The following is a 25,288-nucleotide window of genomic DNA, read 5'->3' as shown; positions in this document are numbered from 1 at the left end:
ACCCGCAACAGAAATGGACATGCAAATCCCCCGCCAGGGCGGGCAATCATGAACAGATACCATACCCTCTCCGTCCACTTCCGCAACAAATTCGGGCACCGCGTGCAAAAAATCCCCCTGGACGCCGCCTCTTCCTGTCCAAATCGCGACGGGACGATTTCCACAGGAGGCTGCGTTTTCTGCAATCCCAGCGGCTCCGGCACCGGCCGGGGCGACGAATCCCTGACGCACCAGTGGAACGCCTGGCGGGAACGGTACGAGCGGAAATTCGGCCCCGGCAAGGCCGGGTACCTAGCCTATTTCCAAAGTTTTTCCAACACCTACGGCCCGCCGGAACGATTGGCCGCCATGCTGGACGAGGCGGCCACGCTGCCCGGCTGCATGGGCGTGGCCGTGGGCACCAGGCCGGACTGCCTGGACCCGGAAAAAATCGACCTGCTGGCCGAGGCGCCGTTTGCCGAAAAATGGCTGGAGCTTGGCCTGCAGTCGGCCAACGATTCGACGCTTGAGCGCATCAACCGGGGCCACGGCGCGGCCTCTTTCGCGGAAGCCGCGCGGGCGGCGGCCGAGGCCGGACTGGGGGTATGCGCCCACATGGTCGCCGGGCTGCCGGGCGAAGGAGAGGCTGAGTTTCTGGAGACCATCAGTTTCCTGGCCTCCCTGCCCGTGGCCGGGGTGAAGCTGCACTCCTGCTACGTGGCCCGGGGGACGCCCCTGGCCGAATGGTGGCGGGAGGGCCGCTACACCCCGCTCGAGCGGGACGAGTACGCGGCCATGGCCGCCCGCGCCCTGACCCTGCTGCCGCCGGAGGTGGTGGTGCAGCGGCTTACCGGCGACCCGGCCCCGGACGAATTGCTGGCTCCGGATTGGGCGGCGGACAAGGGCAAGACCATGCGAGCCATCCAGGAGCTTCTGCGCGAGCGGAGTCTGTGGCAGGGAAAGAAGAACGGCGCGCCCGGCGGACCGCCCCCCTGGTTCCAACCCGAGGCGCGCTGAGCGGAGGAGTGATGTACGAATACCTCGTGGCCCCGCCCCTGGCCCTGACCTTGGTCTGGGAGGACGGGCGGCTGGCCTCCATCAGCCTTGAATGGTCCGGCGGCCGCCCCCGCCGCGCGCCGAGCACCGAGGCGGGCGGACGGCTTCTGGACGCCCTGCGTGACTATGTGGACGGGCGGGCCTGCAGGTGGCCCGACCTGCCCCTTGCCTGGGAACGGCTGACGCCCTTCCAGGAAAAGATTCTGCGCGCCCTGGCCGCCACCGAGGCGGGCCGCACCCTGACCTACGGGGAGTTGGCCGCCCGGTGCGGCAGCCCCGGAGCCGCCCGGGCCGTGGGCCGGGTCATGGCCACCAATCCCTGGCCCCTGGTAGTCCCCTGTCACAGGGTGGTGGGCTCCAGCGGGCTGACCGGCTTCGGCCCCGGACTGGCCATGAAGCAATGGCTGCTGGGCCTGGAGCGGGATTTGGCCTCTCGCTAGGCCGCTTTGCCTTCCACCATTCCGCACGAAAAAACCCCGCGCACCTGGGTACGCGGGGTTTACAAGCAGGTGTAACGTCCGGCTCTATCTGGCGGTGAGGCGCAGGCCCCCGCCCTCCGAAAGCTCCAGTGACAGCTCGCCGAGAATGCGGCGCAACAGCCCGGCGGACTCCTCGGGCGGCCCCTTCAGCACGGGGACGCCGGGGCCCACCTGGGCCTGGGAGCGAACCCAGGCCGCGGCGTCGCGCAGGCCGCCAAGCTGGTCGACCAGCCCCAGCTCCTTGGCTTGGCGGCCGGTGTAGGCCTGCCCCCGGGCCAGCTTCTCAACCTCCCCCCGCTCCATGCCCCTGGCCTCGGACACGTCGCCCACGAACTGGTCGTGGATGTCCATGACCATGCGAGTCAGCATCTCGCGCTGGCGGTCGGTCAACGATTCGTAGGGAGACCCGGCGGTTTTGTAGGGGCCGGAGGCGATGACGCGCATGGACACGCCCAGCTTGTCCAGCAGTCCCTTGATGTCCGGCAACTCCGCCTTGACCCCAATGGAACCTGTCAGGCTGCCCGGATTGGCGAAAACGCGCGACCCGCCGCAGGCCACGTAGTAGCCGCCCGAGGCGGCCACCGAGGCCATGGACACGGCCGTGGGCTTCTCCTTGGACAGGCGGCGCACGGCCCGGAATATCTCCTGGGAGGGAGCCACCACGCCGCCGGGCGAGTTGACGCGCACCACCACGCCCTTGACCGTGTCGTCGCGGGCCAGGCGGGCGATCCAGTCCACCACGTCCTCGGAGGAGGTGATCATGCCCTCCACGCGGACCAGGCCTATCTTCTCCGAGGCCATGCGCTCCATGCCGCCGAAGAGCCACAAACGCACAAGGGCCGTGGCCCCCGTAAGGAGGACCACGGCCACAAGAATAAGCGCCACCCCAAACAGGAAGGGGTGGCGCTGACTGAAGCTAGGCTTGCTCGTCGTCATCCGTCTGGGTGGACCCCTCGGACTCCGGAGCTTCCGGCACTTCCTCGGGCTCGGGTTCGGACGGTTGCTCAACGGTCTCGGGCTCGCCCGCCTGGCTGAGCTGCTGCTGCATCACGTCGCCCAGGGTGAAGCCGCCTTCGGAGGGGCCGCGGCCACCGCCGCCACCACCGCCGCCGCGGAACTCGCGGGGACGCTTGCGCTCCTCCTCGTCCTTGAGCTGCTTGATGGACAGCCCCAGGCGGCGCTCGTCGGCGGAGACGTGGATGACCTTGGCGGTGATGGTCACGCCCTCCTTGAACATCTCGGAGGGGTCCTTGATCTTCTTACTGGAGATCTCGGAGACGTGGACCAGACCCTCGATGCCTTCCTCGACTTCGACGAAGAGGCCGAAGTCGGTGATGTTGGTCACAGTGCCCTCGACGGTGGCGCCCACGGGGTAGTTGTCGGGCACCTTGTTCCAGGGGTCCTCGTGCAGCTGCTTGATGCCCAGGGTGAACTTCTCGTTCTCCTTGTCCACGGTGAGCACCTTGGCCTGCACGGTGTCGCCCACCTGGTACATCTCGGAGGGGTGGCGGATCTTCTTGGTCCAGGAGATGTCGGACACGTGGATGAGGCCGTCGATGCCGTCCTCGATGCCGATGAAGAGGCCGAACTCGGTGATGTTCTTGACCGCGCCCTCGAGGATGGTGCCCTCGGGGTACTTCTCGGCCACCACGTCCCAGGGGTTGGGCTTGACCTGTTTCATGCCCAGGGAGATGCGCTTCTTGTCCTGGTCAACGCCGAGGATGACCACCTCGACCTCTTCCCCGGCGGAAACCATCTGCGAGGGATGGCGCAGCTTGCGGGTCCAGCTCATCTCGGAGATGTGCACCAGGCCCTCGACGCCGGGCTCCAGTTCCACGAAGGCGCCGTAGTCCACCAGGTTGGTGACTTTGCCGGTGAAGCGGGCCCCCTCGGGGTACTTTTCGGCGATGTTCTCCCAGGGGTCGGGCACGAGCTGTTTCATGCCCAGGGAGACCTTGTTGGAATCGCGGTCGAAGGAGAGGATCTTCAGCTCCAGCTCGTCGCCGAGGGAGACCATCTCCTTGGGATGCTTGATGCGCTTCCAGGACATGTCCGTGATGTGCAGCAGGCCGTCGAGGCCGCCGAGATCCACGAACACGCCGTATTCGGTGATATTCTTGACCTTGCCTTCGACCACCTGGCCCTCGTCGATGGTCTCCAGGAGCTGCTTTCGCATCTCCTCGCGCTGCTCTTCCAGCAGCACGCGGCGGGAGACGATGACGTTGGAGCGGCGGCGGTTGATCTTGAGCACCCGGAACTCGAACTCCTGGCCGACCAGGGCGTCCATGTCCGGCACGGGGCGCAGGTCCACGTGGGAGCCGGGCAGGAAGGCCTCGATGCCGTCCAGATCCACGGTGTATCCGCCTTTGACGCGCCGCACGATCTTGCCGGTGATGATCTCTTCGCGCTCCTGGACTTCCTCCAGCTTGTCGAAGAGCTTCATGCGTTTGGCGCGCTCGCGGGAGAGGGTGATGGTGCCCTCGGACTCGTTCTTGTTGAGGACGAAGACATCGACCTGGTCGCCCACCTCGACGGTGACGTTGCCCTCGCCGTCGGTGAACTCCGATACGGACAGTTGTCCTTCGGACTTGAAGTTGACGTCTACCAGCACGTGGTCTTTGCCCACGCGCACGATTTCACCCCGGACGATACTGCCCTCTTCGAGTTCGCCGAAGTCGGCGTTGAGGTAGTCCTCCAGGGCAGATTCAAAATTAACTTCTTCAAGTTCCATGTCAGCCGATGCCTTTGTGTCGTTTTGCTGTTGCGAAACAGTCATTTGGGTTTCCTCCAATCGACTCCTCAGCCGAAAATTTTTCTGGCCCTAGCACAGGGCAGGGGGGTTGGCAACCGTTGAACCCCCGTGAGACGTGGTTTTTTCCGCTTTTCCTCACTCCGCCAGGGCGACAAGATCGTAGGTTTTTGCCTCATCGATCCGCGCCCGAACCATAGCGCCCGGGCGCACGCCCGGCCCGCTTATCCAGGTTACGCCGTCCGCCTCCGGGGCCTGGAACCAGCAGCGTCCCACGTGCAGCCCGGGCCACTCCGGAGAGGGCTCGTCCACCACCACGTCCTGGGCGGTACCCACAAGCTCCCCGAGTATCTCCTCCGAAATCCCCGCCTGCAGGGACATCAGTTCCTCCCGCCGTGCCTCGGCCGTCTCCCTGTCCACCCGTCCGGACAGCTCCGCCGCCGGCGTGCCGTCCTCGGGCTCGAAGACGAAGACCCCCATATGATGGAAGCGCGTCTCGGCCACGAAATCGCGCAGCGTCCGGAAAGCGTCCTCCGTCTCGCCGGGATAGCCGGTGATGAGACTGGTGCGCAGCGCCGCGTCCGGAAAACGGGCGCGGATGCGCTCCACCACCCTGCGGGGGTCGCGCGCGAAGGGCCGCCCCATGGCCGATAGAACGTCGGCATGGGCGTGCTGCAACGGAACGTCGAAGTACGGTGCGAGGGGCGGTCCTACTTGGGACAGCCTGGAGAGGAACCCGTCGGTCAGACCGGCGGGGTAGAGATACATGAGGCGTAATCGGTCGAGTCCCTGAAGCCCGGCCAGGGATTCCACAAGGTCGGCCAGGCGCGCTTCCGAGCATAGGTCTCTTCCGTAGGATGTCAAGTCCTGCGCCACCAGGACCAGTTCGGCCGCACCCTGTTCCAGCATGGAGCGGGCCTCGGCCAGCAACTCCTCGGGCGGCCTGGAGCGAAGCGGGCCGCGGATGTCCGGTATGGTGCAGAAGGCGCAGCGCTGCGGGCAGCCCTCGGCGATCTTGAGGTAGGCGTAGCCCGGTCCGGTGGAGAGAAGCCGCCCAGCCGCGCCGGACCCGGCCCGGCCCAGCGCCTCGAGGACCATTTCCGGCCAGCGGTGGCGCTCGGAGAGGTCCAGCCACAAATCCACCTCGGGCAGCTCGGCGGCCAGGTCCCCGGCGCCGTAGCGGGCCACCAGGCAGCCCGCCGCGGCCACCAGCGCGCCGCCCCCGCCCTCGCGGGCGGCCTCGGCCGCCTCGATGATGGTCTGGGCCGACTCCTCCACCGCCGGGGCGATGAAACCGCAGGTGTTGATGAAAATCAGTTCGGCCCCGGCCGGGTCGTCCACCGGGGCGAAACGCCCCGGCCCCAGCCCGCCGAGGAAGGCTTCCGTGTCCACCCTGGTCTTGGGGCAGCCCAGGGAGACTGTGTAGATTTTGATTCGCTCCATGAAGGCCTCCGCCTACCCCATCCGGCGCGGTCTGAAAAGAGCCTCCCCTTGCATTTCGGTTATCGCGCGGCTACATCCAATATATATGTGCGCCCAACCGCTCACCGTCCTGGGGCCGGAAAAGGCTTACCGGGCCGCCCTGGCCGGGTCCGGCCCCGAGTTCGAGCAGGCGCTTCGCTTTCTGCACAACGGCGCCGGCGAGGACGTCCCTTTGCGCCTGGTGGCCGTGGCCTGCCCCGGCGGCAGCCTGCCCGAACACGTTTCCCCCTCCGGCCTGGACGTCTACCCGGACGCCCTGTCCATGCTGGCCGGCCAGCCCGGGCTGGACGTCATTCTGGACTTCGAGTCCGACCCTGCCGATCGCGCCCTGCGCCAGCAGGCCCCGGACGAGGTTCTGGTTTTCGGCCCTTCGGAGAGCCTCTTCCTGCTCACCCTGCTGGACCCGGAAACGGTCTGCCGCACCTGCCGCACCGACCTCACCCGCACCAAGCACCTGCTGAACACGGTCATCGACGAGCTGCGCGAGGACGTGCTGCTTCTGGACACCGAGGGACGCATTGTGGACTGCAACCGCAACGTCTGGGAACGGCGGGGACGCAAGCGCGAGGACTACGTGGGCTATTACTTCTGGGAGGCGCTGGAGGAGGAGGAGAACCTCTGCCGCGCGCCGGAGTACGACTGCCCCTTCGGCAAGACCGTGCACACGGGCAAGAAGTCGGAGTCGCTCTACACCATGGTGGACGACGACGGAAAGCTGCACTACTACCGCGTCTACACCTACCCGGTGCGCAACGACCTGGGCCAGCTGACCCACGTGGCCGAGATGCGCCGCGACATCACCCGCCGCACCCACATGGAGCAGCGGCTGCAGCAGTCGGAGCGGCTGGCCAGCATCGGCGAGCTGTCCACCTACATCGCCCACGAGATCCGCAACCCGCTCTTCACCATCGCCGGGTTCGCCAACTCCCTGCAGCGCAACGGCAACCTGGACGAACAGGCGGCCGAGAAGGTCTCCATCATCCTCAAGGAGTCCCAGCGCCTGGACGCCATCCTCAAGTCGCTGCTCAACTTCACCCGTCCCACAGAAGGCGAGACCGGCCGCATGGACGTCAACCAGCTGGTGCGCGACACCCTGGAGATCATGTCCATGAACGCGAGGCAACTGAAGATCCACACCGAGTTCCTGCCCCAGGAGGACCTGCCCCTGGCCAAGGGCGACCCGGAGATGGTCAAGCAGAGCCTCATCAACCTGGTCAAGAACGCCAAGGAAGCCATGCCCGAGGGCGGCGAGCTGACCCTGCGCACATACCTGCGCCGCGGCTACGTGGCCGTGGAGGTGACGGACACCGGGGTGGGCATTCCGGCGGAAAACCTGCCCAAGGTATTCAACCCCTTCTTCTCCACCAAGGACAAGGGCGCGGGGCTGGGCCTGGCCATGACCAAGAAGATCCTCGACGACTTGGGCGGCGACGTGCAGATAGAGAGCGTGGAGGGGGAGGGGACCACGGTGCGGCTGCTGCTGCCTCCGCTTCTGGGCGACGACGACGAGCCAGCCGGGGCGCTGGAGGGGAAGGACGAGGACGAGGAGTAGCCTCTACCCCTCGCGGCCCATCTTCATCTCGAACTGCATCTTGCGCGGCAGGACCTCCTGGTCCAGCCACAGGCGCACCCCCCTGCCGTCCCAGGCGTCGTCGTCCTCGATGGGCGGCAGTCCCTCCTGATTGAAGGTCTTGGCGATCTCCTCCGGTTTTTGGCCCTGGCGATAGAGTGTGTACAGGCGCAGCAGCACCCGCTCGCGATAGGCCTGTTTCTCGTCCAGGGAAAGACCCTCGGACTTCTTCTTGGCGGCCAGTTCCTCGGCGGTCATATCCGCCAGCCTGGGGCCGGACGACTCCACTTGCCCGCCCTCCCCGGCCTCCTCGGACGCTGGCTGGGGAGGAGGCGGCGATGCGCCCGCCTTGGAGGCGCGCTTCTCGGCCCGCTGTTCGGCCGGGGTCTGTTCGCCCTCGGCCAACAGCCGGGCCGGCCCCACCTCCAGCTCGTCCTCCACCATCTTGCGGATGGACTCCTCGTCGAAGGAACCCGCGATCTTGGTCTTGTCCTGCTTGGCCGCCAGCACCAGGGCGGCGGAGACGATGCAGGAGGTGGGGGTGTCCGGATGCTTGACTTTGAGCCGCAGCAGCGCCTTGTACCCCTCGGCCGTGAGGTTGAGGGTCACGGACTTGGCATCGGCGGCGCCGCCCTCCTGGATGGTCTCCTTCTCCGGTCCGACTTCCTCTGGGTCCACCACCTGGCCCCGGCGCAACAGCTTGGGCATGTCCGGCTCCTGAAAACGGCTTGGTCGCGGCCATCCCGCCGCGTGTGGCGGCGCTTCAGGCCCTCCTTCCACAAGCCCACTATTCCAGAAGATGTTGCGAGCGGCAATCTTTCCCGCTACCCTTCGCGGATTGCCACGCAAAGGAGCTTTCGTTGTCCCGAATCGTTCTGGCCACCCGCAATAAAGGCAAGATTTCCGAACTCCGCGACCTGCTCTCCGGCTCGCGCATCGAGGTGCTCAGCCTGGACGACTTCCCCGGCGCCCCCGAGGTGGCGGAGGACGGGGAGACCTTCGAGGAGAATGCCCTGAAGAAGGCCCGCGAGATGAGCGCCTACACCGGCCTGGCCGCCGTGGCCGACGACTCCGGCCTGGAGGTGGACGCCCTGGGCGGCGCGCCCGGCGTGCATTCCGCCCGCTACGCCGGGGAGCAGGGCGACGACGAGGCCAACAACGCCAAGCTCCTGCGGGAGTTGTCCGGCGTGCCCGAGCAGGAGCGCGCGGCCCGCTTCGTCTGCGTCATGGCCGCGGCCGCGCCCAACGGGGCCGAGGCCCTGGCCCGGGGCGAGTGGGAGGGGCGCATCGCCTTCCAGCCCCAGGGCGAGGGCGGCTTCGGCTACGACCCCCTGTTCATCGACCCGGAGCTGGGCAAGGCCTCGGCCGAGCTGGCGCCCGGTGAAAAGAACGCCCGTTCCCACCGGGGCCGGGCTTTGAACTTGCTGCTGGAAACCTGGGCGGACTTCTGGAAACGCGCCGGTCAACAAGACTGAAACAAGGACTGAGCATATGTGCGGCATCATCGGATACACCGGGCACCGCCCGGCCGTGCCCGTCTGCATCGAGGGGCTGCGGCGCCTGGAATACCGGGGCTACGACTCGGCCGGCGTGACCTTCGCCCAGCAGGGGCGGCTGGAGGTCATCAAGGAGTCGGGCAAGCTGGCCGAGCTGGAAAGGGCGCTGGAGAAGGCGGGCAACGTCTACAACGCCACCACCGCCCTGGCCCACACCCGCTGGGCCACCCACGGCGTACCCAACCAGGCCAACGCCCACCCCCACCTGGACGGCGGGGAGCGCGTGGCCCTGGTGCACAACGGCATCATCGAGAATTTCCAGTCCCTGCGGCAGGAGCTGGCCGACAAGGGCTACACCTTCCGCTCGGACACGGACTCCGAGGTGCTGGTGCAGCTGCTCTCCGAGGGGCTGCACCACCACGGCTCCATGAAGGAGGCCCTGTCCTGGACCCTGGGCCGGGCCGAGGGGGCCTTCGCCATCGTGGTCCTCTCCCTGGACCGCCCCGGACGGCTGTGGGGGGCGCGCCAGCACAGCCCCCTGGTAATGGGGCTTGGCGTGGGCGAGAACTTCCTGGCCTCGGACATCCCCGCTTTCCTGCCCTACACCCGAGAGGTGGTCTTTCTGGAGGAAGGGGAGCTGGTGGAGATCGACGCCTCCTCCTGGCGCGTCTACGACCTGGAGACCCTTAAGGTCCGCGACAAGGAGCCGCAGACCATCACCTGGGACGTGCAGGCGGCCCAGAAGGGCGGCTACAAGCATTTCATGCTCAAGGAGATCTTCGAGCAGCCGCGGGTCATCCGCGACTGCCTCACCGGCCGCCTGGACGCGGCCGCGGGCGAGGTGCGGCTGGAGGAGCTGGACGACCTGCCCGATCCGGAGCGCATCACCGTGGTGGCCTGCGGCACCTCCTACTACGCCGGACTGTGGGGCAAGCACATCATCGAAAAGCTGGCCCGCGTGCCCGTGGACGTGACCATCGCCTCGGAGTTCCGCTACTCCGACCCCATCGTGGGACCGGGGGACATGGTGCTGGCCATCTCCCAGTCCGGCGAGACCGCGGACACCCTGGCGGGCATGCGGCTGGCGCGGGAACGCGGGGCCAAGGTGCTGGGGCTGTGCAACGTGGTCGGCTCCTCGGTGGCGCGGGAGTCGGACGCGGTCATCTACACCCAGGCCGGGCCGGAAATCTCCGTGGCCTCCACCAAGGCCATGTGCTCGCAGCTGACGCTTTTGCTGTGCATCGCCCTGCGGCTGGCGCGCCGCCTGGGGCGGTTCTCGGACGAGGACATGGAGACCGCGGCCAAGGCCCTGGACGAGCTGCCCGGCACCCTGGACGACGCCCTGCCGGAGATGCGCGAGACCGCCCAGAAGTATTCCCGCCTCTATTCCGAGGCGGCCAACTTCCTCTACCTGGGCCGGGGCTGGGCCTACCCCATGGCCCTGGAAGGCGCGCTGAAGCTCAAGGAAATCAGCTACATCCACGCCGAGGGCTACGCCGCCGGGGAGATGAAGCACGGCCCCATCGCCCTCATCGACCCCAAGTTCCCAACCTTCGCCCTGGCCATGGCGGACGAGCTGTTCCCCAAGGTCAAGTCCAACCTCATCGAGGTGCAGGCGCGCGGCGGCAAGATCATCGCCCTGACCAACCCCGGCCTGGACCTGGAGGTGGACCACCCCTGGCCCCTGCCCCACGTCTGGGGCCCGCTGAACGTCTTCATGGCCCTGCCCGCCCTGCAGCTCTTTGCCTACGAACTGGCCGACTACCTGGGCAAAGACGTGGACCAGCCCCGCAACCTGGCCAAGTCCGTTACCGTGGAATAAGACGGAGTTACTCAAGCAACCACGAGAAAGGGCCTCCCCGGAATTCCGGGGAGGCCCTTTTTTCGTGGCGCTTTCAGCGGTTTTCAGCTCTTGGCGGGCACATCCACTTCCTTGTCCATGACGAAGATGCGGTCCTCCTCGAAGTCCGCCGGGGCGCCCATGGTGCGCATGCCTTCGCCGGGAGCGGCCCAGCAGTCGCGATAGTATTTCAGCGCCTCCTCCTTGAAGGCCTCCTCGTCGAACAGGGCCACGGACACTTCGGACAAGGCCACTTTCAGCGGGGCCTTCTGGAACTCGGTGCCCACCTTCTGCATGACGTCCACCGAATCCTCCACCTTGCCCTTCTCCGTTTCCGCCTCGTAGAAGACGGTGGAGACCATCTCCTCGGTGTCTCGCTGGTATTTCAAGGGATAGAGGGTGCAGCGGGTAAAGCGGACGGTAGCCATTGCGCCTCCTTGGTGCGTGAATGCGTCGATTTTCTCGCTTGCCTGCACCATTCCTTCTGCCCCTGGCCCGCGTCCGGGCACAGGGGAGAAAGGGAGAAGAAATCGGGGAGCGGACACCACGGACGAGGCGATTGACTCCCCATGACGACGGGAATACAGTTTCCACAACGCCTTGCGGCCTTGACCCGGGCCGCGCGAGGCCTTACCGGGTTGGTGTTTCGCCCCGAACCGCCGACCCCTGGACTGACATGCTCGGCACACGAACCTTTTTTCCGCACCGCGCCGCGGCCGCCATGGCCGTCCTGCTGCTGGCCCTGTGCCTGGCCGCCCCGGCCCAGGCCGGGCTGGCACAGGACTTCGGCCGCGCCTATCGAGACTTCCACGCCCTGCGCAAGGACGACTCCCGGGGCAAGTACCGCTCCAACTGGAACAAGATCGAGCGGCAGTTCACCTCGGTGTACAAGGCCTCGCCGCGCGGGCCCTACGCGCCCAAGGCGCTGTACTACATCGCCCGCGTCTACGAGGAGCTGGGCCAACGCAGCGGGCTGGACGCGGACAACATCAAGGCCACGGAATACTACCAGCGTGTCGTTTCCCACTTCCCGGACCACTCCTGGTCCGACGACTGCCTGCTGCGCCGCGCCAAGATAAACCTCAACAGGCTGGACCGCCCGGACCGCGCCTACGCCGACCTCCTGCTCATCGACCACCGCTACGAGAAGGGGGACATGCACGACAAGGCCGCGGCCATGCTGCGCGAGCTGGACCTCAAGGCCGCGGAGTCCTCCCCGGCCAAGAAGACGGCCGTGTCCTCCGGGGCCACGCCCAAGACCGCCACCAAGCCCGCGGACAAAAAGCCGGGCACATCCTATCTGGAGCAGGTGCGCTTCCGCTCCTCGGACGACTACACCCGCGTGGTCCTGGACCTCGATTCCGAGGCCAAGTTCAAGTACCAGATGCTCAAGCCCTCGGAGGAGGTCAACCGGCCCCACCGGCTCTACATCGACCTTCTTGGCTCCCGGCTGGGCCAGGACGTCTCCCACGAAATCTCCGTGGCCGACGGCATCCTGCGCCGCATCCGCTCCGGCCAGTACACCCACGAGACGGCCCGCGTGGTGCTCGATTTCAACGATTTCGAGGACTACAAGATTTTCCACCTCTACAACCCGTATCGGGTGGTGGTGGACGTCTACGCCCCGGACAAGACTTCCAGGCTGGCCCAGTCCCTGCCCCGGAACAAGAAGGGCAAGGAAGGCTACTCCGCGCCCAAGGGCAGCGAGAAGCACATGGGCGAACTGGTGGAGCAGCTGGGGCTGACCATCGACACCATCATGATCGACCCCGGCCACGGCGGAAAGGACCCCGGGGCCATCGCCCACGGCCTCAAGGAAAAGGACATCACCCTGAAGATGGCCAAGATCCTGGGGCGCAAGCTGAAGAAGGAGGGCTTCAAGGTCCTCTACACCCGCAGCACGGACAAGTTCATCCCCCTGGAGGAGCGAACCGCCATGGCCAACGTGCAGAAGGCGGACCTCTTCATCTCCCTGCACTGCAACGCCATCGACAACCGCTCCGTGCACGGCCTTGAGGTCTACTCCCTGAACCTTGCCCGCACCAAGTCCGCCGTGCGCGTGGCCGCGCGGGAGAACGCCGTCTCCACCAAGCGCATCTCCGATTTGCAGGTTATCCTCACCGACCTCATGCTCAACTCCAAGACCCGGGAATCCAAGGACTTGGCTTCGGACGTGCAATCCTCCATCGTCAGCAACGTTGGCCGGGAGTACCCCATCAAGAACCGCGACACCCGCGAGGCGCCCTTCTACGTGCTCATGGGCGCCAAGATGCCGGCCATCCTGGTGGAGGCGGGCTTCATGACCAACAGGACCGAGGCCCGCCGCCTGAACAACACCCACTACCTGGGCTATCTCACCGAGGGCATCGTCAAGGGCGTCAAGGCGTACAAGAAGCAGATTTCCCGCTACGCCAGCCTCTAAGCCCGCACGGGTTGCCCTCCTGCGCCAAAAAGGGCACACCCCGCCTGTCGCCAGACAGCCAAACCGCCCCCGCGCCGGGCAACAGGTCCGTCCGTCCATGCCACGCAGCCAAATACGCCTCTTCGCCCATCCCCGGCCGCTCCGTCATGGAAGCGACGCCGGCGGCGTGCTACGGGCCGCCTGATGCTGCAGGAGTTCATCGCCTACCTGGCCACTCTGGCCGACCTGCCGGTGGTGCAGGCCCTGTTGGCCGGGGCCGCCTCCCTGGTGCTGGAGGACCCGGTCACGCTGGCCTGCGGGCTGCTGGTGGCCGGGGGGTCCATGTCCCCGTGGGCCGCGGCCCTGGGGCTGACCGTGGGGCTGGCCGTGGGCGACCTGGGGCTGTACATGCTGGGCCGCTACCCCGGCCGCATGCTCTCCAAGCGCATCCTGGAAAGGCCCCGCTTTGAGAAGTCGCGGCAATGGCTCTCCCGCAACCTGATCACGGCCGTTCTCACCGCCCGCTGCATCCCCGGCATGCGTTTCCCCACCTACGTGGCCGCCGGGCTGGCCCGCGCGCCGGTGTGGAAATTCGCCCTGGTGGCCGTGGGCGCCTCCGCCCTGTGGACCCTGACCATCCTCTACCTCACCGTGCGCCTGGGAGCGGCCGTGGGCGAGTACCTGGGGCCGTGGCGCTGGGTGGCCGGAGTGGGGCTGGTGGTGCTGGCGGCCGGGGTGCAGATTTGCATCTCCCGCCGCAGGAGGGACCTTGGCGGCGAATAAGCCCGGACGCACCGCCTCCCTCTTCGAGTTCTGGCCGCCGTGGCTGTTCTACGCACCGGTGGCTGCCTGGTGCTGCCTGCTGGCCCTGCGCCACCGGGGAGCCACCCTGCCCGCCCTGGCCGACCCCCTGGTGACGCCCCTGGGCGGGCTGGTGGGCGAGAGCAAGGCGGCCATCCTGGACATGGTGCGCGGCGAGGCCAGAAAGCTGCTGCTGCCCTACGCCCTGGTGGACCTGCCCGACGCCTCACCGACCCGGCGGCTGGACCGCTGCCTGGCGGCCATGGACTTGGCCGGGCTCGACTTCCCGGTGGTGGCCAAGCCGGACGTGGGCGAACGCGGGGCAGGTGTGCGGCCCGTGGCCAGCGAGACCGAACTGGCGGACTACCTCGGGGACTTTCCCGGGGAGCCGGGCCGGGGGCTGCTGCTGCAGCGCCTCTCCAGCCACCCCGGGGAGGCCGGGGTTTTCTGGGCCCGTCCCCCGGGCGCTGAGCGCGGCTACCTTCTCTCCATCACCGGCAAGGAGTTTCCCTGCGTCACCGGGGACGGCCGGGACACCCTGGAAACCCTCATCCGCGCCCACCCGCGCTTCAAGGCCGCCGGGCCCATCTACCTGGAACGCTTCGCCGGCCGCCTTGACGACGTGCCGGGCGAGGGAGAGCGCGTCCCCCTGGTCTTCGCGGGGAACCACTGCCGGGGCGCGGTCTTTCGCGACGCGGCCGACCTGGCCACCCCGGAGCTTCTGCTCGCGGTGGAAGGGATCTGCTCCTCCATGGAGGAGTTCCACTTCGGGCGGGTGGATGTGCGCGCCCCTGACCGGGAATCCCTGGCGCGGGGAGAAAACCTGGAAGTGGTGGAGATCAACGCTTTGGGCAGCGAGGCCACCCACGTCTGGGACCCGGACATGAGCCTGCCGCGCGCTTGGCGCGACCTGTGCCGCCAGTGGTCCCTGGCCTGGGAGATTGGCGCTGCCAACCGCGACCGGGGGTTCCGGGCGCCTCCCCTGCTGCCGTCCCTCCGGGGAATCTTCTCCGCCCTGCGCGGCCGTCCGACCTGCCCGCCCACCCGCTAGCCGCGGGCCAGGGGCAGATCGAAGATAAAGGCCGCCCCCTCGCCCTCCACGCCTTCCGCGCGCAGGTCGCCGCCGTGCCGTTGCACGATGCGGCGGCAGATGGCCAGCCCCATGCCCGTGCCTTCTTTCTCGCTGCCATGCAGCCGCATGAAGGGCAGCAGAATGCGCTCCGCCCGATCCTGGGGGAAGCCCAGGCCGGTGTCCGAAACAGTGAACACGGCCCGGCCGTCGGACTCCCCGGCGCTTACTTTCACCCGCATGGGAGCGTCCTCCCGCCGGTATTTCAAGGCGTTGCCCACCAAGTTCTGGAAGAGCCGCCGCAGCTGGTCCGGGTCCGCCTCCACCAGGGGCAAGGGGGAGACGGCGATCTCGGCTCCGGCCTCCTCCACTGTCAGCGAGAGGTCCTCCAGGGCCTCGGCCAGAATCCCGGCGGAGTCGACCGCCTGATGCACCCGCCGCCGGGTGGACACCCGCGACAACTCCAAAAGGGAGGAGAGCATGCCCTGCATGCGGTCCACGGCCGAGTGCATGATCTCCACGGCTTGCCGCCCCTCACCGCTCAAGCCGGTCTCGTCCAGCAGAATGTCGCCGAACCCGGCGATCTTGCGCAGGGGCTCGGCCAGGTCGTGCGAGGCCACGTAGGCGAACTCGTCCAGTTCGCGGTTGGAGCGCACAAGCTCCTGGTTGCGGCGCTCCAGCTCCCGCTCCAGCCGCACCTGGGCGGTGATGTCGCGCACGGTGGCTATGAGATAAGTCTGCCCGTCCACCTCCATGGAGCCGCCCCGCACGTCGGCCTGAAAAACACCTCCGTCCTTGCGCCCGCCCACGCCCTTGTCGCGGAACACCTCGCCCCGCAGCACGGTCTCGCGAAATTCCTCGAAAAGGTTGCCGCTGTCCGGGTGGATGAAGTCCGAGGGCTCCATGGCCAGCAGTTCCTCGCAGGTGTAGCCGTGCATGGCGCAGCCCGCCTCGTTGACGTCCACCAGGCCGCCCCGGTTGTCGTAGACGAATATCCCGTCCTGCATGTTCTCGAACAGGGCGGTCAGGTAGGTGGAGACTTCCCGGGACCGCTTGCGCTCCTCGGCCAGACCGCGCCGCAGCGACTGCTGCCGCAGGGCCAAGGCCAGCAGCTCCGCGGCCAGCTCCAGGGTGCGGACCTCCTCGCGCGCAAATGACGCTGGCTCGGCGGAGTCCAGGCTGAGCAGGCCCAGCTTGTCCGCAGAATGGTAGAGGGGGGCGTCCACCATGGCCCGTATGCCGCCTTTCCTGGTGGCATGCCGCAGCGGGGCCACCATGGGCTCGTTCTCCACGTCGCCGATAAGCACCACGGCGTTGTTGCGCAGGGCGTCCAGGTAGTCGGGCGCGGCCGACAGGTCGGTATCCTGCCCGGCCAGGTCGGGCATGCCTTGCGGGCCGCTGGAATACAGCGGCCGCAGCTTGCCCGCCTCGTCCACCACCGAGTAGGCCGCCCTGTAGGCGGGAAAGGCACCGGCGAGACGGTCCACGGTCAGTTCCACGGCCTTTTCCGACTCCAGGCCCACCACGATGCTCGTGGCGATGTCCAGGAGCACGTTGGCCGAGCAGGTGGAGCAGCCGGTCAGGGGATGGCGGGAAACCAGATCGCGCATACCCGACCGCTACGCACTCCCGCACGCACCGGGCAATGATATTTCCCGCCCCTCCCCTTTCCGCCCTTGGGGCGGGTGCGCGGGCGGATTGAATCTGGTAGGCTGTCGGGAAAACCCACGGAGGGCGCATGGATCTGCGACTGCAAGGCAAGCTGGCGGTGGTCACCGGCTCCACCAAGGGCATCGGCCTGGCCACGGCCAGGCTTCTGGACCAGGAGGGCGCGCGGGTGGTCATCAACGGCCGCTCCCGCGAGAGCGTGGACCAGGCGCTGACATCCTTCGGCAAGCACGCCAGTGGCGTGCCCGCGGACCTGTCCACGGCCGAGGGGTGCGCGGATTTCGTCAGCCACGTCAAGGCGCTGGGGCGGCCGGACATCCTGGTCAACAACATGGGCATCTTCGAGCCCAAGGACTTCTTCGACATCCCGGACGAGGACTGGGAACGCTTCTTCCGGACCAACGTCATGAGCGGAGTGCGGCTGGCCCGCGCCTTCATGCCCGCCATGCTGGAGCGCGGCTGGGGGCGGATCGTCTTTCTCTCCTCGGAGAGCGCGGTGAACATTCCCGAGGAGATGATCCACTACGGCATGACCAAGACCGCGTATCTGTCCATCGCGCGCGGCCTGGCCCAACTGGCCACGGGAACGGACGTCACCGTCAACTCGGTGCTGCCCGGCCCCACTTGGTCCGAGGGCGTGGGCGGCTTCGTTACCGAGCTGGCCGAGGGAGAGGACATGGACGTGGAGGAGTTCAAGGAGGAGGTCTTTTTCGAGGAGGCCCGGCCCACCTCCATCCTCCAGCGCTTCACCCGGCCCGAGGAGATCGCCTCCATGATCGTCTACCTCTGCTCGCCGCTGGCCTCGGCCACCACGGGCGGAGCCATCCGCGCGGACGGCGGCACGGTGCGGTCCATTCTGCCATGAGCGGCGACAACGAATCCCGGCCGCGCGAGGGCCGCTCCGCCTTGCGCGAGTTCCTGCGCGACCCGGGCATGCGCCGCATGTGGCTGATGATGGCGGGGTTGTTCCTGGCCTCTTGCGGCCTGTTCGCCGCCCTGGAGGCGCTGGGGGCCTTCTAGCCTCCCGCCGCCCGGGCCAGCCGCCTGGCCCGCCGCACCGAGTGCAGCCCCAGCCAGGAGTGGAAGGCCAGGGTGGCGAAGAGCAGCCCCCCGCCGATCATGGTGGCCGGGGGCACGGTCTCGCCCACCACCCACCAGACCAGCAGCGGTCCCAGCACCATTTCCAGCAGCATGATGAGGTTGACCTCGGGCGAGGGAATGTAGCGCGGGGCCAGAAAGAGCATGCCGAAGGAGACGGCCAGCACCCCGAAGCAGAGCAGGACGAGCAGGGGCAGCTTGTCCACGGGCACCACCACGCCGCCGCCCTGGGCCATGGAGAACAGGGCCACCAACGCGCCGGAGATGACCATGCAGGGCAGCATGTTCACCTCCGCCCGCTTGCGCACCAGCACGAAGGCCCCGGCCATGCAGGCCGCCTGGGCCAGTGCCACCAGGTCCCCGGCCAGGTGCGAGCCTTCACCGCCCACGTCGCCGCCCACGATGATTCCGATGGCGGCCATGCCCAGCAGGCAGGCCCCCCAGGTGCGGGCGGCCAGCCGCTCGCCCAGCAGAAAGCGGCTCATGAGCGCGCCGAACAGCGGCGCGGTGGAAATGAGGGCCAGCACGTTGGCCACGCTGGTCAGGTAGAGGGCGTTGACGAAAAGGATGGAGGCCGCGCCCTGGGCCACCGAGGCCAACAACCCCCAGCGCCCCACGGCCCGGAACACGGCGAAGGTGGACGCGCCGTACACCGCGGCCACGCCCAGGCCGATGCCGCCGCACTGACCCAAACCCCGCCAGACCTGCAAATCCCACTGCGGCATGTCCAAAAGCCGCACCAACAGCGTGTCCGGGCTGAGCACCAATATGCCGGCGAAGGCCAGCAGCATTCCCTTGCCCTGATCGGTCATGTCGCCTCCTTGCGCGAAGAGGAGGGACCTTCCCCCATCCCGGCGCGTCTGGCAACCCCCCGGGACATACCGCACCGTCAGTCCGGGCCGGCCAGCCGCCGGGCCGCCCGAGCCTGCCGCAGCCCCAGCCAGGAGTGCACCGCCAGCACGGCGAAGAGGACGGAACCGCCCGCCAGAGTGGCCGGGGGCACGGACTCATCCACCGCCCACCAGACCAGCAGCGGCCCCAGCACCATCTCCAGAAGCATGATGAGGTTGACCTCGGGCGAGGGAATGTAGCGCGGGGCCAGGAAAAGCAGGGTGTAGGCCGCGGGCAGCACCCCGAGACAGAGCAGCAGGAACAGGGGGAGCTTGTCCGGGGGCGCGGCCACCCAGCCGCCCTGGGCCAGGGAGAACCCGGCGATGAGCAGTCCGGAGAGGATGAAGCAGGGCAGCATGTTCACGGCCGCCCGCTTGCGCACCAGGGTGAAGGCGCAGGCCAGGCAGAGGGCCTGGGCCAGGGCCAGCAGGTCCCCGGCCAGGTGGGAGCCCTCCCCGCCGGCGTCGCCGCCCACGATGACCGCGATGGCGGCCATGCCCAGCGCGCAGGCCCACCAGGTGCGCCTGGGCAGCCGCTCCCCCAGGGCGAAGCGGCTGAGCAGGGCGCTGAAAAGCGGGGCCGAGGAGATGAGGGCCAGCACGTTGGCCACGGTGGTCAGGTAGATGGCCGCCACGAAAAGGATGGAGGCCGCGGCCTGGGCCAGGGCCATGACCAGCCCCCAGCGGCCCATGGCGCGCATTGCCCCGAGCAGCCCGGAGCCGTACAGCGCGGCCATGCCCGCGCCCATGCCCACGGTCTGCCCCAGCCCGCGCCACAGCTGCAGATCCCACTGCGGCGCGTCCAGCAGGCGCACCAGCAGGCTGTCCGGGCTGAGGACGAGGATGCCGGTGAAGGCCAGCAACACCCCCTTGCCCTGATCGGTCATGCCGCCTCCCTGAGAGAGATGGAAAGGGGTCAGCTTTCCCCATCCGCCCAGTCCTGGCAAGCCCGTCCGGAATTCCCCTCCCCAAGAGCGGTCCGGTGCGTTAGACTGGCCGCCATGCCGGACAACGTCCTCTTCGCCTTCGCCCTGACCCTGTTCGCCGGGCTGTCCACCGGAGTGGGCTCCGCCCTGGCCTTTTTCAACCGCCGCCACAACGAGAAGTTCCTGGCCTCGGCCCTGGGCTTCTCCGCCGGAGTCATGCTCTACGTCTCCTTCATGGAGATCATGCCCAAGGCAACCGAGGCGTTGGCGCGGGACATGCCCGGCGGCTCGGCCTCCTGGCTGTCCGCCGCGGCCTTTTTCGGCGGCGTGCTTCTGGCCGGGGTCATCGACCGGCTGGTGCCCTCCTACGAGAATCCCCACGAAATCCATCGCGTGGAGGAGATGGACGACCCTTCGGAGCGGGCCCGCTTCCAAAAGCTCTACAAGACCGGCTTGTTCACCGCCCTGGCCATCGCCATCCACAATTTTCCCGAGGGGCTGGCCACCTTCATCGCCGCCCTGGACGACCCCTCCCTGGGCGTGCCCATCGCCGTGGCCATCGCCATCCACAACATTCCCGAGGGCATCGCCGTGTCCGTGCCCATCTACTACGCCACCTCCAGCCGCCGCCGCGCCTTCTTCCTGTCCTTCGCCTCCGGCCTCTCCGAACCCCTGGGGGCGCTCGTTGGCTTCCTCCTGCTCATGCCTTTCCTGAACGGCATCATGTTCGGCCTGCTCTTCGCCTCGGTGGCCGGCATCATGGTCTTCATCTCCCTGGACGAACTGCTGCCCGCCGCCCGCGAGTACGGCGAGCACCACCTCTCCATCTACGGCCTGGTGGCGGGCATGGCCGTCATGGCCGCCTCCCTGCTGCTTTTTCAGTGAACAGCCGGTCAGCCCAAGACGACCCTCGCACCCCTCGTAAAAAGGTGGGGTTTTCATGTATTTTCCCGGCAGGCCCGTTGACATTGGGCCAGGACCTGGTGAATCATATGAACAACTGTTCAACTTTGCTAGCGCGAAGAGCGGCCCGGCCCGGCCCATGGGGGGACGGCACACGGGCCTCGCAACCGAGGGGGTTGGCATGCGCGTCACGGAAATCCTTCACCAGCGGATCGTCACCAGAGAGGGACTGGCCAAGCGGGTAGCCCAGTCCATAGGCAAGCCCTACCCCACCCTGCTGCGGGAGCTGAACCCCTTCGACAGGGGGGCCAAGCTCGGCGTGGACGATCTGGCGGCCGTCATCAAGGCCACGGGCGACGAATCCGCCCTGCGCCACATCGCCGAGGAACTCGGCTACCGCCTGGAAAAATCCTGACCCCCTCCGCCCGCCCCGGAACCACGGCATCCTCCCCTCGCCCAAGCCGGGGCGGGCATGGAATACCCCCGCTTCAGCCCTGACGAGCGGCGGTGAGGCCGCACACCGTATTTGCATTTCCAGGCCGCCGGGAGTACCTTCCGGCCGATTCACCACACCGTGGTCCGGACACCCATGCACAGGCAGCTTCGCAACCCCAATTTCTACGCCATGCTTCTGGCGGACGCGGTTCTCTTTTCCGCGGCCCTGAGCCTGGCCTATCTCATCCGCTTCGAGTTCTCCCTAAGCCCCTACTACGCCGACCAACTCTACACCTTCCTGCCCTTCGTGACAGGCGCCAAGCTGGCGGTCTACTTCGCCTTCGGCCTGTACCGGGGCATGTGGCGCTACACCAGCTTCTACGAGCTGTGGCGGCTGGTGAAGGCCGCGGTGCTGGCCACCGTGCTGCTGGCCACGGCCGCCCTCTTCATCCTGGGCTTCGAGGGCTACTCCCGCTCGGTGCTGCTGCTGGACTCCATGCTGGCCATCGTCTTCACCGGCGGCCTGCGCATCGCCATTCGCCGCGCCTTCGAGCACGGCTCCTTCACCGCCGCCCTGCGCTCCGCCCTCTCCTCGCGGGTCAGCGAAGCGGGCAGGCGCGTCCTCATCGCGGGCGCGGGGGACGCCGGGGAACAGCTCCTGCGGCAGGTCTCGCGCGACCCGGAACTTGGCCTCACCGTGGCCGGGTTCGTGGACGACGACCCGGATAAGATGGGCCGCAGCCTGCACGGCGTGCCCGTGCTGGGCGAAATCGGGGACCTCCCCCTGCTGGCGGAAAAGGAGGAGGCTGACGAGATCATCATCGCCCTGCCCCAGGCCACCGGCGAGCAGATGCGCCGCGTGGTGGCCGCCTGCGAGGAGACCGGCCTGCCCTTCCGCACCCTGCCCGGCTACTCCGAGCTGCTGGGCGGCGAGGTCACACTGCGCTCCCTGCGCGAGGTGAACATGGAGGACCTCCTCGGCCGCGAGCCCGTGGCCCTGGAGACCGACCGCATCGCCTCCTGCCTGACCGGCAAGGTGGTGCTGGTCACCGGCTGCGGCGGCTCCATCGGCTCCGAGCTGTGCCGCCAGATCGCCCCTTACCGCCCGGCGCGAATGATCCTCCTGGATTCCGGGGAATACAACCTCTACACCGTGCAAATGGAGTTGCACCACGAGCTGGGCTTTGAGGACTACGTGCCCGTGCTCGGCAAGGTGCAGGACCAGGGGCTGCTGGACCGCGTATTCGCCACCCACGCCCCGCAGGTGGTTTTCCACGCCGCAGCCTACAAGCACGTGCCGCTTATGGAGATCAATCCCTGGGAGGCGGTGCACAACAACATCCAGGCCTCCCGCCGCCTCATGGAGACGGCCGTGCGCTTCCAGGCGGAGCGGTTCGTGCTGGTCTCCACCGACAAGGCGGTGCGCCCCACCAACGTCATGGGCGCGTCCAAACGGGTCACCGAACTCCTGTTGCAGAGCCTCACCGGCGGCCGAACCCGCTTCATGTCCGTGCGATTCGGCAACGTCATCGGCTCCTCCGGCTCGGTCATCCCCCTGTTCATGGACCAGATACGCCGGGGCGGCCCCGTCACCGTGACCCACCCCGACGTGACGCGCTACTTCATGACCATCTCCGAGGCGGCCCAGCTCATCCTGCAGGCGGCCACCATGGGCGAGGAAGGGGAAATCTTTCTGCTGAAGATGGGCCAGCCGGTGAAGATCGCGGACATGGCCCGCGACCTCATCCGCCTGGCCGGCAAGGTCCCGGACAGGGACGTGGAAATCCGCTACACCGGCCTGCGCCCGGGGGAAAAGCTCTTCGAGGAGCTCATCACCGCGGGCGAGGACGTGACGCCCACAGGGCACGAAAAGATTCTACGGCTGCGGGCCGACGACTCCTGGTACGGCCTGGGCTCCCGCGAGGACATGCGGACCTGGCTGGTCCAGCGGCTCGAGGAGCTGTACGGGCTGGCCGAGGCCTTCGACCACTGCGGCATCAAGGCCAAGCTGGCCGAGGTGGTGCGGGAGTACGAGATGCGCGAGGAGTCCTGCGTGCTGGAAACATCGCCGGACGCGGCCGCGGAGGAAGCATGAAGGTGACTGTATTCGGGGGGGCCGGGTTCCTGGGCTCCCACGTCTGCGACAAGCTGGACGACGCCGGGTACGAGGTGACGGTCTTCGACCGCGCCCCCTCCCCTTGGCTGCGACCCGCAATGACCATGATCACCGGCGACATCCTGGACGAGGAGGCCGTGGCCCGGGCCGTGGAAGGCGCGCACGCGGTATTCAACTTCGCCGGCATCGCGGACATCGACGAGGCTAACCAGCGACCCACCGACACCGCGCGCTACAACATCCTGGGCAACACCATCATCCTCGACGCCTGCCACCAGGCCGGGGTCAAGCGGTTCGTCTTCGCCTCCTCGGTCTACGTCTACTCCTCCTCCGGCGGCTTCTACCGCTGCTCCAAGCAGGCCAGCGAGCTGTTCATCGAAACCTTCCACGAGAACCACGGCCTCGACTTCACCGTGCTGCGCTACGGCTCCCTCTACGGCCCCCGGGCCGACGACCGCAACGCCATCCACCGCTTCGTGCGGCAGGCCATGGTAGAGGGCAAAATCAGCTACTACGGCAGCCCCGGGGCCCTGCGCGAGTATATCCACGTGGAGGACGCGGCCGACGCCAGCGTGGAGATCCTGAAACCGGAGTACGCCAACTCCCACATCATCCTCACCGGACATCAGGCCATGAAGGTGGGCGACGTGCTGAAGATGATCGCCGAGATGCTGCCCCACCACGTGGAGTTCGAGTTCGAGACACATGAATCGGCCGCCCACTACGAGATCACGCCCTATTCCTTCAACCCGCGCATGGGCAAGAAATACTCCCCGCCCCTGCACATGGACCTCGGTCAGGGCGTGCTGCGGGTCATCGAGGAAGTCCACCGCCAGAGCCACCCGGAGCTGGACGACCGCGACGGCATCCTGGTCAGCCGCGACGATTGAGCGCTTGCCCGGGACCGGGCCGGAGCGTATCTTTCCCCATTCCCGATACGTCTGACAGGATAGGACAGTTTCGTTTCGAGCACGCGTATGGCCAAGTTCTCCATCCCGGAATACAAGGTCAAGATCGACCAGCTACAGCCCGGCGTCTACATCCGCCTGGAGGGGCACTGGTTCGAGCACCCCTTCCTCTTCACCCGCTTCAAGATAAAGAGCGAGGAGCAGATCAGGGTTTTGCGCGACTCCGGCGTGGAGGAGGTGACTTGCGTCCCGGCCAAGAGCGACCGACTGCCCATCTCCCGCTCCAAGTCCGCCGAGCGGGCCGAGGCCGGAGAGCCCGAACCCGCCAAAAAGCAGGCCAAGGACCCGGCCACCGAGCGCTTCTGGAAGCTCAAGAAGGAGCGCATCGAGAAGCTCAAGACCAAACGCGACGAGATAAAGGCCTGCGAGGAAAAGTACCGCAAGTCCGCCAAGGCCGTGCCCGGCATGATGGACGGCGTGCTCACCGGCAGCGCCGAAAGCGTGGAGCAGGCCGGGGACATGATCGCGGACATGGTGGACGTGCTGCTCAACGACCGCGACGCCGTGGTCCACCTCATGGGCAGCGAGGAGGACGAGAGCCTCTACTACCACTCCCTCAACGTCTCGGTGCTGGCGCTGATGCTGGGCAAGGACATCGGCCTCGGCCAGGAGGATATGTCCGCCCTGGGCCTTGGCTGCCTCTTTCACGATGTGGGCAAAAACCGCATCGACAAGAAGATCCTCAAGAAAAAAGGCCCGCTGACCAAACCGGAGCAGGAGCTCCTTCACCTCCACCCCCGCTACGGCGTGGAGATCGCCCTCAAGACCGGCGCTTTCCCGGAAGGCGCGCTGCGCGCCATCTTCCAGCACCACGAGGCCGCGGACGGCTCCGGCTACCCCAAGGGCTTCACCAAGAAGAAAACCCACCGCCTGGCGCGGGTGGCCTCCATCGCCAACGTCTACGACAACCTGGTCAACGACCCGCTCCGCGAAAAGGCCATGACCCCATACCAGGCCATGTCCTTCATGTTCGCCAAGCTCAAGAACAAGCTGGACATGGACATCTTCTCCAGCTTCATCCGCTGCCTGGGCATCTACCCGCCCGGCACCATCTGCCAGCTCTCCAACGAGGCCATCGGGCTGGTCATCTCCGTGAACCAGCGCAACCCCCTCAAGCCCTCGCTGCTGCTCTTCGACCCCGAAGTCCCGCGCGAGGAGGCGGTCATCTTCGACATGGAGGACGACCCCGAACTCGGGGTGCTCAAGTCCATCCACCCCCAGGACCTGCCCAAGGAAATCTTCGACTACCTCAACCCGAGCACCGAGGTGGCCTACTTCACCAACAACGCGGGCGAGAAACCCTCCTCCTGATTCAGGCACGCTCCCTGCACGCCCTCAGGTACAGAAAATAACCGGCAGGAA

General features: G+C 67.3%; 23 protein-coding genes. 15 read left to right on the top strand and 8 right to left on the bottom strand.

The window, feature by feature from the left end; all coding sequences use genetic code 11:
- Nucleotides 1–48 precede the first annotated feature (48 nt).
- Nucleotides 49–996, top strand: a complete 948-nt coding sequence (gene mnmL / locus N911_RS0111500) for a tRNA modification radical SAM protein MnmL/YtqA (RefSeq protein WP_029897276.1) — start codon at nt 49–51, stop codon at nt 994–996.
- Between the two features lie 11 nt (nt 997–1,007).
- The gene (locus N911_RS0111495; RefSeq protein WP_029897274.1) at nt 1,008–1,475 is read left to right on the top strand and encodes a methylated-DNA--[protein]-cysteine S-methyltransferase; all 468 of its coding nucleotides are present in this window, start codon (nt 1,008–1,010) and stop codon (nt 1,473–1,475) included.
- An 84-nt stretch (nt 1,476–1,559) separates the two neighbouring features.
- Here N911_RS0111495 and sppA read toward each other — a convergent pair whose 3' ends face one another.
- The 3 genes from sppA to rimO all read right to left on the bottom strand — a co-directional run bounded on the left by sppA (nt 1,560) and on the right by rimO (nt 5,706).
- The gene (sppA, locus tag N911_RS0111490; RefSeq protein ID WP_237559948.1) at nt 1,560–2,399 is read right to left on the bottom strand and encodes a signal peptide peptidase SppA; all 840 of its coding nucleotides are present in this window, start codon (nt 2,397–2,399) and stop codon (nt 1,560–1,562) included.
- Between the two features lie 31 nt (nt 2,400–2,430).
- Entirely contained in the window at nt 2,431–4,290 is a 1,860-nt protein-coding gene (locus N911_RS0111485; protein ID WP_051694235.1) for a 30S ribosomal protein S1, read from the bottom strand.
- Between the two features lie 111 nt (nt 4,291–4,401).
- Nucleotides 4,402–5,706, bottom strand: coding sequence for a 30S ribosomal protein S12 methylthiotransferase RimO (gene rimO / locus N911_RS0111480; protein ID WP_029897267.1), 1,305 nt, complete (start codon nt 5,704–5,706; stop codon nt 4,402–4,404).
- A gap of 85 nt (nt 5,707–5,791) precedes the next feature.
- On the opposite strand from rimO, the gene N911_RS0111475 reads away from it, so the two are divergent.
- A complete protein-coding gene (locus N911_RS0111475) occupies nt 5,792–7,297 on the top strand; it encodes a two-component system sensor histidine kinase NtrB (RefSeq protein ID WP_051694351.1) in 1,506 nt (501 codons plus the stop codon).
- Nucleotides 7,298–7,300: 3 nt separating this feature from the next.
- On the opposite strand, the gene N911_RS0111470 is transcribed toward N911_RS0111475, so the two are convergent.
- Nucleotides 7,301–8,023 carry a hypothetical protein gene (locus N911_RS0111470; protein WP_029897262.1) on the bottom strand — a complete coding sequence of 241 codons (723 nt, stop codon included), beginning with the start codon at nt 8,021–8,023 and terminating at the stop codon, nt 7,301–7,303.
- 152 nt (nt 8,024–8,175) lie between these two features.
- On the opposite strand from N911_RS0111470, the gene N911_RS0111465 reads away from it, so the two are divergent.
- Both N911_RS0111465 and glmS read left to right on the top strand, forming a co-directional pair.
- A complete protein-coding gene (locus N911_RS0111465) occupies nt 8,176–8,790 on the top strand; it encodes an XTP/dITP diphosphatase (protein ID WP_029897260.1) in 615 nt (204 codons plus the stop codon).
- Between the two features lie 16 nt (nt 8,791–8,806).
- Nucleotides 8,807–10,633 carry a glutamine--fructose-6-phosphate transaminase (isomerizing) gene (gene glmS / locus N911_RS0111460; protein WP_029897259.1) on the top strand — a complete coding sequence of 609 codons (1,827 nt, stop codon included), beginning with the start codon at nt 8,807–8,809 and terminating at the stop codon, nt 10,631–10,633.
- An 83-nt stretch (nt 10,634–10,716) separates the two neighbouring features.
- Here the strand turns inward: glmS and N911_RS0111455 are convergent, their stop codons facing one another.
- Complete coding sequence (locus N911_RS0111455; protein WP_029897257.1) at nt 10,717–11,079, bottom strand: hypothetical protein; 363 nt, start codon at nt 11,077–11,079, stop codon at nt 10,717–10,719.
- A 248-nt stretch (nt 11,080–11,327) separates the two neighbouring features.
- On the opposite strand from N911_RS0111455, the gene N911_RS0111450 reads away from it, so the two are divergent.
- The 3 genes from N911_RS0111450 (at nt 11,328) to N911_RS0111440 (ending at nt 14,904) form a co-directional block, all read left to right on the top strand.
- Nucleotides 11,328–13,073, top strand: coding sequence for an N-acetylmuramoyl-L-alanine amidase (locus tag N911_RS0111450; RefSeq protein ID WP_029897255.1), 1,746 nt, complete (start codon nt 11,328–11,330; stop codon nt 13,071–13,073).
- Nucleotides 13,074–13,256: 183 nt separating this feature from the next.
- Complete coding sequence (locus N911_RS0111445) at nt 13,257–13,835, top strand: DedA family protein (protein ID WP_029897252.1); 579 nt, start codon at nt 13,257–13,259, stop codon at nt 13,833–13,835.
- Nucleotides 13,822–14,904 (top strand): ATP-grasp domain-containing protein, encoded by a 1,083-nt coding sequence (locus N911_RS0111440; protein WP_051694234.1) that lies wholly within the window; start codon nt 13,822–13,824, stop codon nt 14,902–14,904. Before N911_RS0111445 ends, N911_RS0111440 begins: the two co-directional genes overlap by 14 nt.
- Here the strand turns inward: N911_RS0111440 and N911_RS17645 are convergent.
- Nucleotides 14,901–16,532 carry a GAF domain-containing sensor histidine kinase gene (locus tag N911_RS17645; protein ID WP_051694232.1) on the bottom strand — a complete coding sequence of 544 codons (1,632 nt, stop codon included), beginning with the start codon at nt 16,530–16,532 and terminating at the stop codon, nt 14,901–14,903. The genes N911_RS0111440 and N911_RS17645 overlap by 4 nt on opposite strands.
- Before the next feature lie 128 nt (nt 16,533–16,660).
- Here N911_RS17645 and N911_RS0111430 point away from each other — a divergent pair, with 128 nt between their 5' ends.
- Both N911_RS0111430 and N911_RS18480 read left to right on the top strand, forming a co-directional pair.
- Nucleotides 16,661–17,455 (top strand): SDR family NAD(P)-dependent oxidoreductase, encoded by a 795-nt coding sequence (locus N911_RS0111430; protein ID WP_029897247.1) that lies wholly within the window; start codon nt 16,661–16,663, stop codon nt 17,453–17,455.
- The gene (locus N911_RS18480) at nt 17,452–17,610 is read left to right on the top strand and encodes a hypothetical protein (RefSeq protein WP_161781624.1); all 159 of its coding nucleotides are present in this window, start codon (nt 17,452–17,454) and stop codon (nt 17,608–17,610) included. Before N911_RS0111430 ends, N911_RS18480 begins: the two co-directional genes overlap by 4 nt.
- On the opposite strand, the gene N911_RS0111420 is transcribed toward N911_RS18480, so the two are convergent.
- Both N911_RS0111420 and N911_RS0111415 read right to left on the bottom strand, forming a co-directional pair.
- Nucleotides 17,607–18,500, bottom strand: coding sequence for a DMT family transporter (locus N911_RS0111420; protein WP_029897245.1), 894 nt, complete (start codon nt 18,498–18,500; stop codon nt 17,607–17,609). The two genes, N911_RS18480 and N911_RS0111420, sit on opposite strands and share 4 nt — an antisense overlap.
- A gap of 77 nt (nt 18,501–18,577) precedes the next feature.
- Nucleotides 18,578–19,465: a DMT family transporter gene (locus tag N911_RS0111415; RefSeq protein WP_029897243.1), complete on the bottom strand. Its 888-nt coding sequence runs from the start codon at nt 19,463–19,465 to the stop codon at nt 18,578–18,580.
- Nucleotides 19,466–19,579: 114 nt separating this feature from the next.
- Here N911_RS0111415 and zupT point away from each other — a divergent pair, with 114 nt between their 5' ends.
- The 5 genes from zupT (at nt 19,580) to N911_RS0111390 (ending at nt 25,237) form a co-directional block, all read left to right on the top strand.
- Complete coding sequence (gene zupT, locus N911_RS0111410; RefSeq protein WP_029897241.1) at nt 19,580–20,389, top strand: zinc transporter ZupT; 810 nt, start codon at nt 19,580–19,582, stop codon at nt 20,387–20,389.
- Between the two features lie 199 nt (nt 20,390–20,588).
- Nucleotides 20,589–20,822 carry a phage regulatory CII family protein gene (locus tag N911_RS0111405; RefSeq protein WP_029897239.1) on the top strand — a complete coding sequence of 78 codons (234 nt, stop codon included), beginning with the start codon at nt 20,589–20,591 and terminating at the stop codon, nt 20,820–20,822.
- Between the two features lie 174 nt (nt 20,823–20,996).
- Nucleotides 20,997–22,937, top strand: a complete 1,941-nt coding sequence (locus N911_RS0111400; protein ID WP_035104724.1) for a polysaccharide biosynthesis protein — start codon at nt 20,997–20,999, stop codon at nt 22,935–22,937.
- A complete protein-coding gene (locus N911_RS0111395; RefSeq protein ID WP_029897236.1) occupies nt 22,934–23,848 on the top strand; it encodes an NAD-dependent epimerase/dehydratase family protein in 915 nt (304 codons plus the stop codon). The genes N911_RS0111400 and N911_RS0111395 overlap by 4 nt, the downstream gene beginning before the upstream one ends.
- Nucleotides 23,849–23,935: 87 nt before the next feature.
- Entirely contained in the window at nt 23,936–25,237 is a 1,302-nt protein-coding gene (locus tag N911_RS0111390) for a cyclic di-GMP phosphodiesterase (protein ID WP_029897234.1), read from the top strand.
- Nucleotides 25,238–25,288: the final 51 nt, after the last annotated feature.

Origin of the sequence: Desulfohalovibrio reitneri (genome assembly GCF_000711295.1) — a bacterium.
GTDB lineage: Bacteria > Desulfobacterota > Desulfovibrionia > Desulfovibrionales > Desulfovibrionaceae > Desulfohalovibrio > Desulfohalovibrio reitneri.
The sequence above is the reverse complement of the archived record's forward strand: the minus strand, read 5'-3'. Positions and strand labels throughout refer to the sequence as shown.